General features: G+C 73.9%; 12 protein-coding genes. 8 read left to right on the top strand and 4 right to left on the bottom strand.

Annotated elements, in window-relative coordinates; genetic code table 11:
• Positions 1–66 precede the first annotated feature (66 nt).
• Positions 67–1,053: a threonine ammonia-lyase gene (locus tag ACTVAJ_RS16035; RefSeq protein ID WP_470388962.1), complete on the top strand. Its 987-nt coding sequence runs from the start codon at positions 67–69 to the stop codon at positions 1,051–1,053.
• Between the two features lie 36 nt (positions 1,054–1,089).
• Here ACTVAJ_RS16035 and ACTVAJ_RS16030 read toward each other — a convergent pair whose 3' ends face one another.
• Positions 1,090–1,281 (bottom strand): hypothetical protein, encoded by a 192-nt coding sequence (locus ACTVAJ_RS16030; RefSeq protein WP_470388961.1) that lies wholly within the window; start codon positions 1,279–1,281, stop codon positions 1,090–1,092.
• A gap of 209 nt (positions 1,282–1,490) precedes the next feature.
• On the opposite strand from ACTVAJ_RS16030, the gene ACTVAJ_RS16025 reads away from it, so the two are divergent.
• Positions 1,491–2,696 (top strand): S8 family peptidase, encoded by a 1,206-nt coding sequence (locus ACTVAJ_RS16025; RefSeq protein ID WP_470388960.1) that lies wholly within the window; start codon positions 1,491–1,493, stop codon positions 2,694–2,696.
• A 70-nt stretch (positions 2,697–2,766) separates the two neighbouring features.
• Here the strand turns inward: ACTVAJ_RS16025 and purB are convergent, their stop codons facing one another.
• Positions 2,767–4,197 carry an adenylosuccinate lyase gene (purB, locus tag ACTVAJ_RS16020; protein ID WP_470388959.1) on the bottom strand — a complete coding sequence of 477 codons (1,431 nt, stop codon included), beginning with the start codon at positions 4,195–4,197 and terminating at the stop codon, positions 2,767–2,769.
• 133 nt (positions 4,198–4,330) lie between these two features.
• On the opposite strand from purB, the gene ACTVAJ_RS16015 reads away from it, so the two are divergent.
• The 4 genes from ACTVAJ_RS16015 to ACTVAJ_RS16000 all read left to right on the top strand — a co-directional run bounded on the left by ACTVAJ_RS16015 (position 4,331) and on the right by ACTVAJ_RS16000 (position 8,030).
• Positions 4,331–5,719 carry a sensor histidine kinase gene (locus ACTVAJ_RS16015; protein WP_470388958.1) on the top strand — a complete coding sequence of 463 codons (1,389 nt, stop codon included), beginning with the start codon at positions 4,331–4,333 and terminating at the stop codon, positions 5,717–5,719.
• On the top strand, positions 5,686–6,375 hold the full coding sequence (locus ACTVAJ_RS16010; protein WP_470388957.1) for a response regulator: 690 nt from the start codon (positions 5,686–5,688) through the stop codon (positions 6,373–6,375). The genes ACTVAJ_RS16015 and ACTVAJ_RS16010 overlap by 34 nt, the downstream gene beginning before the upstream one ends.
• A 149-nt stretch (positions 6,376–6,524) precedes the next feature.
• A complete protein-coding gene (locus tag ACTVAJ_RS16005; protein WP_470388956.1) occupies positions 6,525–7,445 on the top strand; it encodes an oxygenase MpaB family protein in 921 nt (306 codons plus the stop codon).
• Positions 7,446–7,475: 30 nt separating this feature from the next.
• Positions 7,476–8,030 (top strand): GNAT family N-acetyltransferase, encoded by a 555-nt coding sequence (locus tag ACTVAJ_RS16000; protein WP_470388955.1) that lies wholly within the window; start codon positions 7,476–7,478, stop codon positions 8,028–8,030.
• 9 nt (positions 8,031–8,039) lie between these two features.
• Here the strand turns inward: ACTVAJ_RS16000 and ACTVAJ_RS15995 are convergent, their stop codons facing one another.
• Positions 8,040–8,990, bottom strand: a complete 951-nt coding sequence (locus tag ACTVAJ_RS15995; RefSeq protein ID WP_470388954.1) for an intradiol ring-cleavage dioxygenase — start codon at positions 8,988–8,990, stop codon at positions 8,040–8,042.
• 270 nt (positions 8,991–9,260) lie between these two features.
• Here ACTVAJ_RS15995 and ACTVAJ_RS15990 point away from each other — a divergent pair, with 270 nt between their 5' ends.
• Positions 9,261–10,751: an aminopeptidase P family protein gene (locus ACTVAJ_RS15990; RefSeq protein WP_470388953.1), complete on the top strand. Its 1,491-nt coding sequence runs from the start codon at positions 9,261–9,263 to the stop codon at positions 10,749–10,751.
• Positions 10,752–10,975: 224 nt separating this feature from the next.
• Here the strand turns inward: ACTVAJ_RS15990 and ACTVAJ_RS15985 are convergent, their stop codons facing one another.
• Positions 10,976–11,353: a hypothetical protein gene (locus tag ACTVAJ_RS15985; RefSeq protein ID WP_470388952.1), complete on the bottom strand. Its 378-nt coding sequence runs from the start codon at positions 11,351–11,353 to the stop codon at positions 10,976–10,978.
• Positions 11,354–11,513: 160 nt separating this feature from the next.
• Here ACTVAJ_RS15985 and ACTVAJ_RS15980 point away from each other — a divergent pair, with 160 nt between their 5' ends.
• A complete protein-coding gene (locus ACTVAJ_RS15980) occupies positions 11,514–12,149 on the top strand; it encodes a class I SAM-dependent methyltransferase (RefSeq protein ID WP_470388951.1) in 636 nt (211 codons plus the stop codon).
• Positions 12,150–12,161: the final 12 nt, after the last annotated feature.

Below are 12,161 nucleotides of genomic sequence, written 5' to 3'. Positions count from 1 at the left end.
GGAGGGTGGTGCGCCGGAGGCGTCCGTTGAGGGTGGTGGTGGGCGACGGGTGGGCATAGTGACCCCATGGAACTGGTCACCGCCGACGACGTCCGCGCCGCCGCCGCACGGGTGGAGGGCCGCGTCGTGCGCACGCCTTTGACGGTCGGCCCCGACGGGGGGCCGCCGTTCCTCGTCAAACCGGAGAGCCTCCAGCCGACCGGAGCGTTCAAACTGCGCGGGGCCACCAACGCGGTCGCGCTCCTCACCCCCTCCGAGTGCGCCGCGGGGGTGGTGACGCACTCCTCCGGCAACCACGGCCTGGCCCTGGCCCATGCCGCCCGGGACCGGGGCGTGGCGTGCACGGTGGTGGTCCCCGAGGGGGCGCCCGCGGTGAAGGTGGAGCGCATGCGCGCGTGCGGGGCCCGCGTGGTCACGGTGCCCCCGGGCCAGCGGTCGTCCACCGCGCGGGCACTGGCCGACGATGAGGGGATGGTCCTGGTTCCGCCGTTCGACGACCGGCGCGTGATCGCCGGTCAGGGCACCGTGGGCCTGGAGATCCTGGAGCAGTCGCCGGAGGTGACCACGATCGTGGTGCCGTTGGGCGGGGGAGGGCTGGCCTCCGGGGTGGCCACGGCGGCGATGACCGTGCGGCCCCGCCCGGTCCGGGTGGTGGGCGTGGAGCCGGAGTTGGCCGCGGACGCCGCCGAGAGCCTGCGTCTGGGCCGCCGGGTGGCGTGGTCACCCGAGCGCACCTGTCGGACCATGGCCGACGGGGTGCGGGTGTGTCTGTCCGACCTCACCTTCGCCCACCTGGTGGCGCGGCTGTCGGACGTGGTGACGGTCACCGAGGACGAGATCACCCGCGCGGTGGCCGCCCTCGCGTACGGGTCGCGCCTGGTGGCCGAGCCCAGCGGCGCCCTGGCCGCCGCCGCGGTCATGGCGGGCCGGGTCCCCACGGAGCCGGGTCGACCCGGCTCGACGGTCGCGGTGCTCTCGGGCGGCAACGTCGATCCGGGTCTCTTCGCCCGCCTGGTGGCCCCGAGGGGGCGCGCCACCGCTCCCGGGAACTGACCACCTCCCGGGGCGGTGCGCCTGCCCGCCGCGCGGTCAGCGGGCGGCCGGGTGACCGTTGTGCCGTGCCGGATCGGCGGTCTCACCGCCGCGGCGATCCGCCGCGGCTCGGTCCTCGCGCCGGCGCAGCGCCATGTCGGAGATGATCGCCAGTCCGAGGGCCAGGACGAAGGCGGTGCCGATCAGCACGGACCACAGGGCGGTGCCGAAGGAGGCGGGATCGGTCATGGGGGCTCCCGGGGGGTCGTCTGTCCTTCCCCAAAGCGTAATACCCGTTTACTTTTGAACCTACTGTTAGCGGGAGTGAACTGGGTCATAGCCAGGGGATGGATCTGTGCCCCGAAAGCCACTGGCATCACCGCGTGTCACGGGTGTACTCCGGTGTGCAGACCCGAAAACTGGTTCAGGTCATGTCCTCCGACCCTCAGGAGAACCCCATGCGGCAGAAGTGCACCGTCCTGCGTGACACGGGAAGTCCGTCGACCACCGGCCCCTTCGACCTCGGCGGCCTCAGGCGCCCTTCGGCGCTCGCCGCGACCGTCGAGGCCGCCGGTGAGCCGGTCGTCGAGGTCCTGGAGATGGACAAGCACGACCTCGACGACGCCGCGCGCGATCCACGGGTCCGCGCGGTCGCCCCCGTCATGCCCACCCTCCTCATCGAACCCGCCCCCCACGACACCGAGGCCGGCACCACCGTTGACGACACCCGCACCTGGGGCGTGGCCGCAGTGGGCGCCGACGCCTCCGCGGCCACCGGCGCCGGGGTGACCGTGGCCGTCCTGGACACCGGTATCGACGCCGAGCACCCGGCGTTCACCGGCGTCGACCTGGTGCAGCGCGACTTCACCGGCTCCGGGGTCGGTGACCGCCAGGGACACGGCACCCACGTGGCGGGCACGGTCTTCGGCCGCGACGTCGACGGCACCCGCATCGGAGTGGCCCGCGGAGTGGAGCGCGGCCTCGTCGGCAAGGTCCTCGACGACCGGGGCCGGGGCGACTCCGAGATGCTGCTCCAGGGCATCCAGTGGGCCGCCGACCAGGGCGCCCACGTGGTGTCCATGTCCCTGGGCTACGACTTCCCCGGCCTGGTGTCCGACCTCGTCGACCGGGGGTGGCCCGCCGATCTGGCCACCTCCTCGGCGCTGGAGGCCTACCGCGCCAACCTGCGGATGTTCGACTCCCTGCTGGACCTGTTGCGGGCCCGCGCGGCGTTCGGGAAGGGGACCGTGGTGGTGGCCGCCGCGGGCAACGAGAGCCGCCGCGAGGTGCACCCCGACTACGAGATCGCCGTCTCCCTCCCGGCCGCCGCCGAGGGCGTGGTGTCGGTGGGGGCGCTCGGCCAGGGCGACTCCGGACTGACCATCGCCCCCTTCTCCAACACGTTCCCGCAGATCAGCGCGCCAGGTGTCGGTGTGTTGTCGGCCAAGGCGGGCGGTGGCCTGGTCGCCTTCAACGGCACCAGCATGGCCTGCCCGCACGTGGCGGGGGTGGCCGCCCTGTGGTGGGAGCGCGTCCTGGCCGACTCCGCCCCGCACGCGGCCACGACCGTGACCTCGCGCCTGCTCGCCCACGCCGACGCCGGAGCGATCGACCCCGGGGTGGCCGCCGCCGACCGCGGGGTGGGCATCGTCCGCGCGCCCTAGGGGCGGACACGTGTCGGGGCCGGGCGGACGGAGACCGTCCGCCCGGCCCCGACCGGACCGGGAACCGCGCCTAGAGGATGGCGCCGGGGCGGTAGGCGGCCGCCTCGGGGTGCTCCTCGGTGATCTCGATGACGCGCTCCACGACCGCCGCGACCTGGTCCTCGGCCGCGCCGGTGAACGTGATCCGGCTGCCCAGCAGCGCGTCCAGCTCCGCCCGGTCCAGCGGGAACCGCTCGTCCTCGCCCAGCCGGTCGAGCAGGCGGTTGCCCGTGCCCTCCTGGCGCATCGCCAGCGCGGAGGCGACCGCGTGCTCCTTGATCAGCTCGTGCGCGGTCTCCCGGCCCACGCCCGCGCGCACGGCCGCCATGAGCATCTTGGTCGTGGCCAGGAACGGCAGGTAGCGGTCGAGCTCGGCGGAGATCACCGCGGGGAAGGCGCCGAACTCGTCGAGCACCGTCAGCATGGTCTCGACCAGCCCGTCGAAGGCGAAGAACGCGTCCGGCAGCGCCACGCGGCGCACGACCGAGCACGACACGTCGCCCTCGTTCCACTGGTCACCGGCCAGCTCGCCGGCCATGGACGCGTAGCCGCGCAGGATCACGGCCAGCCCGTTCACCCGCTCGCACGAGCGCGTGTTCATCTTGTGCGGCATCGCCGAGGAGCCGACCTGGCCCTCCGCGAACCCCTCGGTCACCAGCTCGTGCCCGGCCATCAGGCGCACGGTCTTGGCCAGCGACGAGGGCCCCGCCGCCAGCTGCACCAGCGCGGTGAGCACCTCGAAGTCGAGCGAGCGCGGGTAGACCTGGCCGACGCTGGTCAGGCGGTGCTCGAACCCCAGGTGCGTGGCGACCTCGTCCTCCAGCGACCGCAGCGCGTCGCGGTCCCCGCCCAGCAGGTCCAGCATGTCCTGGGCGGTGCCGACCGGGCCCTTGATCCCGCGCAGCGGGTAGCGGGCGATCAGCTCCTCCAGCCGCCCGTGGGCGACCAGCACCTCGTCGGCGATCGACGCGAACCGCTTGCCGAGCGTGGTGGCCTGGGCGGCCACGTTGTGCGACCGCCCCGCCATCACCGTGCCGCCGTACCGGGCCGCCAACTCGCCGAGCCGCGCCAGCAGCGCCACCGTGCGGTCGCGCACCAGCAGCAGGCTGTCGCGCACCTGGAGCTGCTCGACGTTCTCGGTGAGGTCGCGCGAGGTCATGCCCTTGTGGACGTGCTCGTGGCCCGCCAGGGCGTTGAACTCCTCGATCCGCGCCTTCACGTCGTGCCGGGTGACCCGCTCGCGTTCGGCGATGGAGGCCAGGTCCACCTGGTCCAGGACCTTCTCGTAGTCGGCCACGACACCGTCGGGCACGTCGACGCCCAGGCGCGCCTGCGCGCGCAGGACGGCCAGCCACAGCCGCCGCTCGGCGACCACCTTGTACTCGGGGGACCACAGCCGGGCCAGCTCCGCGGACGCGTACCGGGCGGCCAGGACATCGGGGATCAGAGGTTTCGCGCTCACGTCGTCCCACCCTACAGTCCTGAACTGCGGAGTCCGTGCCCGGTCCGACGCTCGCGGGGTAGGGCTGGACCCACCGCGGAGGGTGGGGCGCGACCGGTTCCTCCCCACCCGCCCCTGCTCCTAGCTTGGGCACATGACAACGCTCGACACGCGGTCGGCGCGGCCGGGGAGCCTCGCCCAGGCCATGGCCCGTCCACGTTTCCTCCTCACGGTCTGGCCCTGGCGGGCGCTGCTCCACTCGATGACCACCGCGGTCGTCGGCCTGGTCGTGGCGGTGGTCGCACTTCCCCTCTACCTCCCCTGGACCCTGGCCCTGAGCGCGGTGGTCCCGGAGTGGGGCGCCGTCCGGATCGGGGCGCCCGCCGTCGCGGCGCTTCTCGTGGGTGTGGTGATGATCGCGGTCTTCGCGCCCCTGCTCGCCCTTCCCCTGGGCGCCCTGGAGCGCCGCCGTCTCTCGCTCGTCTCCGGGGGCCGGGGCGGTGGCGGCCACCGGCTGCCGCCGCCGGGCCTGTGGGGGTGGGTCCGGACGCGGTACACCGAGGGCGCCACCTGGCGGACGGTCGCCTACATGTTCCTCCTGATGCCGATCAGTGTGCTCGTCGTGAACGTCGTGGGCGGACTGGCCCTCATGGGAGCGGTGATGGCGGTCGCCCCGTTGCTGGTCCGGGACGCCGTCGGCACGCAGATCTCCCTGGGTTTCCACACCGTCACCACCGTCGAACAGGCCGTTCCCTTCGCCGTCGCCAGCCCCCTGGTCCTCGTGGCGCTGCTCTACGCCTCCGGGATCCTCGCCCAGGGGCACGCGGCCATCGCCAGAGCCCTGCTGTTCGGTCCGCCCAAGGAGAAGCTGCGTGCCGAGCTGAGCCAGGTCACCGAGTCCCGGGCCCGCCTGGTCAACGCCTTCGAGTACGAGCGCCGACGCATCGAACGCGACCTGCACGACGGAGCCCAGCAGCGGCTCGTCGCCCTGTCCGTGGACCTCGGGATGGCCCGACTCGACCTGGCGGAGTCCTCCGAGGCCGACCGGCGCGTCGCCGCAGCCCAGACCAAGGCCAACGAGCTCATCGACGAGCTGCGTGAACTCGTGCGCGGTATCCACCCCCGGGTGCTCACCGACCGCGGGCTGCCCGCCGCGCTGGCCGAACTCGCCGACCACTGCCCGGTCCCGACCCGCGTGGACACCGAGATCCCCGGCCGACCGCCCGCCCACGTGGAGGGGACCGCCTACTTCGTCGTCGCCGAGGCGCTCACCAACGTCGCCAAGCACACCGAGGCCAACGCCGTCACCGTGCACGCGGGCACGGTCCCCGGTAAGGACGCGGCCCCGGACACGCTCGTGGTCGAGGTCACGGACTTCGGTCCCGGCGGCGCCGACCCCTCCCGGGGCACCGGGTTGACCGGCCTCCGGGACCGGGTCGCGGTCATGGGCGGCACAATGTCCCTGTCCAGCCCCGTCGGGGGACCGACACACATCAGAGTGGAGCTGCCGTGCGGCCCGATTCCGCCGACCCCGGGTCCGTGACCCCCGTGCCGACCGTCCTGGCCGAGGACGGGGTGCTCCTCAGGGAGGGGCTGGCGGGGGTCCTGGAACGGTTCGGGTTCCCCGTCGTGGCCGCGGTGGGGGACGGGGAGGCCCTGGTCGGGGCGGTCGCCGAACACCGGCCCGGCCTCGTGGTCACCGACATCCGGATGCCCCCCGACCTCACCGACGAGGGGCTGCGCGCCGCCGTGGCCCTGCGCCGCCGCGACCCGGGGCTGGCCGTCGTGGCGCTGAGCCAGTACGTCGAGCTGAGCTACGCCGCCGACCTGCTCGACTCCGGGAACGGCCGCGGGGTCGGGTACCTCCTCAAACAGCGGGTGGGTGACGTGCGCGAGTTCGCGTCGGTGCTGCGCCGGGTGGTGGGGGGCGCCACCGTCGTCGACCCCGAGGTGGTCCGCCAGCTGCTGCGCCGCAGCGCCGATCCGCTGGACCGGCTCACCCCGCGGGAACGGCAGGTGCTGGGGCTGATGGCCGAGGGGCACTCCAACGCCGCGATCGCCCGGCGGCTGACCGTCAGCGACGCGGCCGTGGGCAAGCACATCGGCAACATCCTCGCCAAGCTCGACCTGCCCCCGGACGACGGGGTGCACCGCCGCGTCCGCGCCGTCCTGGCCTACCTCCGGGGCCGGGGCGACTGAGGGCGCCGCACCGGGGCGGCGCCGACCGGGTACGACCGGGACTCCGGGGCGCTTCGGCCACCCATCCGAACGGCGAGCGAACCGGGACGTATCGTGGGAGCCGAGCCCGCCACGCGGTGCGGACCCCCGCGGCCCCTGGAGGAGACCGGATGCAGCCGACCGTCGCCGCCCCGGAGAGCGTCACCTGGAAGATCCACCTGGACCGCTCCATGTGGGTGGCGGGCGTCCGCGCGCTCATGCTCCAGGCCCTGCACCCGGTGGCGATGCAGGGCGTGTGGCAACGCTCCGACTTCCGCGTCGACCCCACCGGGCGGCTGCTGCGCACCGCGCACTTCGTCGCGGTCACGACCTACGGCAGCCCCGACGAGGCCGAGGAGCTCGGCGCGCGCATCCGGCGGGTACACCGCGCACTGCGGTTCACCGACCCCGCCACCGGCCGACGCCACCGCGTCGACCAGCACGACCTGCTCGTGTGGGTGCACTGCGCCGAGGTCTCCTCCTACCTGGAGACCACCCACCGGGCCGGTGTGCCGCTGACCGCGGCCGAGATGGACCGCTACGTCGACGAGCGGGCCCGCGCCGCCGTCCACGTCGGACTGGAACCGGGCGACGTGCCGCGCAGCGTGTCCGAACTGCGCCGCTACCTCGCCGCCGTGCGGCCGGAGCTGCGGGTCACACCCGAGGCCCGCCAGGCGGTGCGGTTCCTGCTGTGGCCCGCGGTTCCCGACCACCTGTCCTGGCTGGCCCCGCTCAAACCCCTGTGGTTCCCGGTGGGCGCGCTGGCCTACGCCACCCTGCCCGCGTGGGCGCGGCGGGCCTACGGCGTCCTTCCTGAGGCCCCCGGCACGCGGTCGGCGGCCACCGCCGCGCTGCGCGCCCTGCGCGGGGGCCTCAACCTGGTCCCGGAGCGCTACTACAACCTCGTCTTCGACGAGGCCACCGTGCGCAGCGCCGAGGCCGCCCGGGAGCGCCTCCTGGCCGCCGGGTACCGGGTCGAGAACGGGTTCCGGGCGCTGCGGGCGCGTACCCTCTTCACGTCGCCGGTTCCGGAGCCCCGCGCCCCGGTCTGACCGGCGTCCAGGCACGTGAGGAGGACGAGGGTGACACACGCCCAGGGCACGGGTGCCCAGACGGGGGGCGCGGCGGAGGCCGGGCCGCGAGACGGCGTCCGGATCGCGCGGGTCCACCACGACGACCCGCGCGTGGCCGGGCTGCTCGCCGGGCTCCTGGAGGAGTACACCGAGCGCTACGGTGCGGACAACGCCGCCCGGGAACTGGAGCGCTATCCGGTGACGGAGTTCGCGGCCCCGCACGGCCGCCTGGTCCTGGCCGACCTCGGCGGTGAGATCGTGGCCGGGGGAGCGGTGCGCCCGTACAAGGAGGGGCGCGCGGCCCAGACCGGGACCGCCGAGTTCAAGCGCGTGTGGACCTCGCACCGGCACCGCCGCCGGGGGCTGGCCCTCAGGGTCATGACCGCCCTGGAGGAGGCCGCGCGCGACCTCGACTACACCCGCGTGGTGCTGTTCACCGGCCCCTCCCAGCCCGAGGCGCTGGCCCTGTACGACCGGATCGGCTACCGCCGCCTGGGCCGGGGCGAGGTCGACGAGTTCCCGCACCCCGACGCGATCGGCTTCACCCGCGACCTGGCCTCCTGACCGCGCGGGTCACGGCTGGTCCGGAGGGGGCGTCCCGTCCGGCGGCGCCATCCCGTCCGGGGGCGTGGCACCGCCGGGAGGCGCCATCCCGTCCGGAGCTCCCCCGCCGGGAGTGCCCCCGCCTCCGCCGCCCGGGGACTCCTCCGGGGTGACCCCCACGGCCACGGTCAGGGTGTACCCGTCCTCGGGTGCGCCCTCGGCCACCGGGACCGGGGTCACGACCATGCTGTCGGGTTCGCCCTCGACCGACTGCGCTTCCCGGTACACCTGGTCGTCCTCGACCCGGGTGAGCTCCAGGACGTGCTCGGAGTAGGGCTCGCGCTCGGCGACCTCGGCGCAGAAGCCGTCGGAGAACAGCAGTTGGCCGGTGTGCACGGTGGTGCCGCCCTCGTAGGTGGTGTCGATCTCCCCCCGGGTGTGCACCTTGAGGTGGATGTGCGTGACACGCGGGCTGTACCATCCCGGAACGATCGTGCGGAAGCGTGCGGTGCCCTCCTCGTCCACCGGCTGGACACCGCGCAGGTAGGAGTCCTCGTTCCCCTCGCCGTCCTCCGCGGGGACCTCACCGCCGGGACCGGCCTCGGTGTAGCCCGAGTAGTACCCCCACGCGTCGCAGTGCCAGATCTCCACCGCGACGTTCTCCTCGGCCAGCGGGGCGCAGCCGTTGGCGTGGTCGACCACGGTGATCGCCAGTTCCAGCGGGAACCCCTGCTTGCCCTCGGTGATGTCCTCGCGGACCAGCTGTCCGTCCAGGTAGTAGGGCCCCTCGGTCACCTCGGGGCTCAGCACGCAGACCTGCTCCCCCGTCGCGGGTGAGGGGGACGCCGTGGTCGTGCCCGAACCGCTGTCGCCCGCCGTCGCGCATCCGGCCAGCGCCGTGGCCGCCAGCGCGGCTCCGCCGCCGGCCGCGATCGCCTGCCGCCGCCCCGGGACCGGCCCCGTCGTCGGTGTCTCGCCCATACGATCCGTCCCGTCGTCGTGCGGTCACTTCCGGTGAGCAACTCCGTGGTCCGCACGTTATGCGGGACACCTGGGAGAAGTGTGTGAACGGTGTTCGAGAGCCGTGGGTACCGGGCGGCGTCCGCGCCGGGTCGGCGCTCCCACCTGGTCCGGCGTTATGGGGGCCGCTATGTCCGTGGAGCGGACGGGCCGACGGCGCCGCCGTACGATGGGTCACACGGGCCGCCGGGAGCGGCCGAGACCCACGCGACCGACGAGGAGAGCCACGACGTGAGCGACCAGCAGCGCCCCGAAGCCGAGAAGGACACCTTCGTGTTCACTCCACGCAAGAACGGCCAGGCGCAGTCGGTCTCCGACGAGCTCGCCGCGTGGATGAGCACGGGGTGGGCCGACACCGAGCGGCGCGACCTGGAGCCCATCGAGCAGGCCGAGCACACCGCCCGCCGCCGTGCCGCGCTCAGCGCCGCCTTCCCCGGTGAGCGCCTGGTGGTGCCCGCCGGCCAGCTCCTCACCCGGTCCAACGACACCGAGTACCCCTTCCGCGCGGCGACCGACTACGCGTACCTGACCGGAGACACCTCCGACGGCGGCTGCCTGGTGCTGACCCCGCGCCCGGACGGCGGCCACGACGCGGTGCTCTACCTCAAGCCGCGCTCCGACCGCGACAACGGCGAGTTCTGGCTCGGCGGGTACGGCGAACTGTGGACCGGCCGTCGCAACAGCCTGGACGAGGCCGCCGACCTGCTGGGTGTGGCCACCGCCGACGTGCGCACCCTGCCCGGCTCCCTGCGCGCCGACGCCGTGGCCACCCGCATCGTGCGCGGCCACGACGCCGAGCTGGACGCGGTCGTGGACGGCCTGCGCGCCGACGCCGACGACGAGGCCCGCGCCAAGTCGGCCACGCTCGACGAGGACCTGGGCGTGGCGCTGGCCGACCACCGCCTGGTCAAGGACGAGTGGGAGGTCGCCCAGCTCCAGCTGGCCGTGGACGCCACCGTGCGCGGCTTCAACGACGTCGTCACGGCGCTCCCGCAGGCCAAGGACACCTCCGAGCGCTACGTCGAGGGCACGTTCTTCCTGCGCGCCCGCGTGGAGGGCAACGACGTCGGCTACGGCACCATCGCCGCCTCCGGCCCCAACGCCACCACCCTGCACTGGACCCGCAACGACGGCCCCGTCCGCGACGGCGAGCTGCTGCTGCTGGACGCCGGTGTGGAGACCACCACCCTGTACACGGCCGACGTCACCCGCACCATGCCGGTGTCGGGCACGTTCACCGACCTCCAGCGCAAGGTGTACGACCTGGTGTACGCCGCCCAGGAGGCCGGGATCGCCGCCGTGGCGCCGGGACGCCCGTTCACCGACTTCCACGAGGCCTCCCAGCGCGTGCTGGCCGAGGGCCTGATCGAGTGGGGTCTGCTGGAGGGACCGGTCGACCGCGTCCTGGAACTGGGCCTCCAGCGCCGGTACACCCTGCACGGCACCGGCCACATGCTCGGCCTGGACGTGCACGACTGCGCGGTCTCCCGCCAGGAGGTCCACCTGTACGGCGACCTGAAGCCGGGCATGGTGCTCACCGTCGAGCCGGGCCTGTACTTCCAGCCCGACGACCTCACCGTGCCGGAGGAGTACCGGGGCGTCGGCGTGCGGATCGAGGACGACGTGCTGGTCACCGAGGACGGCCGCCGCGTGATGTCGGAGGGCCTGCCGCGCGCGTCCGCCGACGTCGAGGCGTGGCTGGCCGAGCGCATGCCGCGCTAGCTCTGCTTGTTCTGGGCCTCCGTCGCGCGATGACGGAACCCCGCGTGTCCGGGCCGTCTCCCCGTGGGGGAGGCGGCCCGCCGCCGTCGGGACACGGTACGCCGTGATCCGACGGAGGGTGGGCGGGGACATGGTGCGCGTGGTCCGGCTGCGGGACCGGGGCCCGGCCGGGCGGGGAGGCCGTGTGCCCGGCCGAGCCGCCCGGCCGCCGCCCGGCGCGAACGTCACGGGCCGGGACCGCCCCAGCCGCCGGTGAGCAGGTGGAACACCAGGTACGGGACGGCGATCAGCGGCGTCCACGCCAGCCACGGACCCGGACTCCGCCTTCGCATCAGCGGGATGAGGACGTTGATGAGAAGCGCCAGCAGCATGAGGGCGCTCCCGAAGACGGCGAGCCCGGACATGACGACGGGATAGTGGTCGAGCGTGGTGTAGTTGCAGTTCTCCATGCCGGGGGCGCCCATCTGCTCGACGCTCCGACAGTCCATCGGCAGCAGGTAGGTCACCAGCCAGAACACGCAGAACGAGGGAATCAGGGCGAAGACGCCCAGACACAGGTTGGCGACGACGGGTTTCCACGTGGGCGTGGGTGCGCTGGACACGGCTCTCCGGGGGTGGGGGAACGGGCTGTGACGAGGACGCGCGGGAGCCGTCCGGCGTTGACCGCGGTGCTCGGCCCGCGTGTGCGTGTTCGGTTGCGGGTTCGTGAAGGAACGCACTGACCTGTGGTTTTTCCGTGTGTCCTGTGCTGTGGTGAGGAGCATGAGGACGGACCGGGTTCGGCATCCCCTCTTCGCCCGCTTCTACACCTGGATGGCCGGGGCGATGGACGACGCCGGTCTGGTCGACCACCGCCGCGCGCTGGTGTCCGGGCTCCACGGGCGGGTCCTGGAGGTCGGTGCGGGCCACGGTCCCAACTTTCCCCACTACCCGCGCACCGTCGACCACCTCACCGCCGTGGAACCCGAACCCCACCTGCGCCGCACCGCCCGGGAACGGATCACGGCGGCGCCCGTCCCGGTCACCGTCGTGGACGGCCGCGCCGAGGGGCTTCCCTTCGGGGCGGCCCGGTTCGACGCCGCCGTCGTGGCGCTCGTCCTGTGCTCGGTCGCCGACCAGGGCACCGCCCTGCGCGAGATCCACCGCGTGCTGGTCCCCGGCGGTCGGCTGCGGTTCCTCGAACACGTGCGTGCCGACACCGCCCGGATGCGCCGGACCCAGCGGTGGATCGACGCGACCCTCGGCCCGCGCCTGCTCGGCGGCTGCCACTGCGGGCGGGACACGCTCACCGCGATCGAGCGCGCCGGGTTCACCCTGACCGTCCTGGACGCCTTCCTCTTCCCCGAGGCCCGCACCCCGCACTCCTTCCACGTGCGCGGCGAGGCGACCCGGTCCTGACCCGGGCGCCCG

The organism is Nocardiopsis sp. KDC1DS13DA1 (assembly GCF_055632325.1).
The sequence above is the reverse complement of the archived record's forward strand: the minus strand, read 5'-3'. Positions and strand labels throughout refer to the sequence as shown.

Bases quoted from the DNA above. Each gene is read 5' to 3' on its own strand.
- ACTVAJ_RS16035 (WP_470388962.1), top strand. From the start codon at position 67: ATGGAACTGGTCACCGCCGACGACGTCCGCGCCGCCGCCGCACGGGTG.
- ACTVAJ_RS16030 (WP_470388961.1), bottom strand. From the start codon at position 1,281: ATGACCGATCCCGCCTCCTTCGGCACCGCCCTGTGGTCCGTGCTGATC.
- ACTVAJ_RS16025 (WP_470388960.1), top strand. From the start codon at position 1,491: ATGCGGCAGAAGTGCACCGTCCTGCGTGACACGGGAAGTCCGTCGACC.
- ACTVAJ_RS16015 (WP_470388958.1), top strand. From the start codon at position 4,331: ATGACAACGCTCGACACGCGGTCGGCGCGGCCGGGGAGCCTCGCCCAG.
- ACTVAJ_RS16005 (WP_470388956.1), top strand. From the start codon at position 6,525: ATGCAGCCGACCGTCGCCGCCCCGGAGAGCGTCACCTGGAAGATCCAC.
- ACTVAJ_RS15995 (WP_470388954.1), bottom strand. From the start codon at position 8,990: ATGGGCGAGACACCGACGACGGGGCCGGTCCCGGGGCGGCGGCAGGCG.
- ACTVAJ_RS15980 (WP_470388951.1), top strand. From the start codon at position 11,514: ATGAGGACGGACCGGGTTCGGCATCCCCTCTTCGCCCGCTTCTACACC.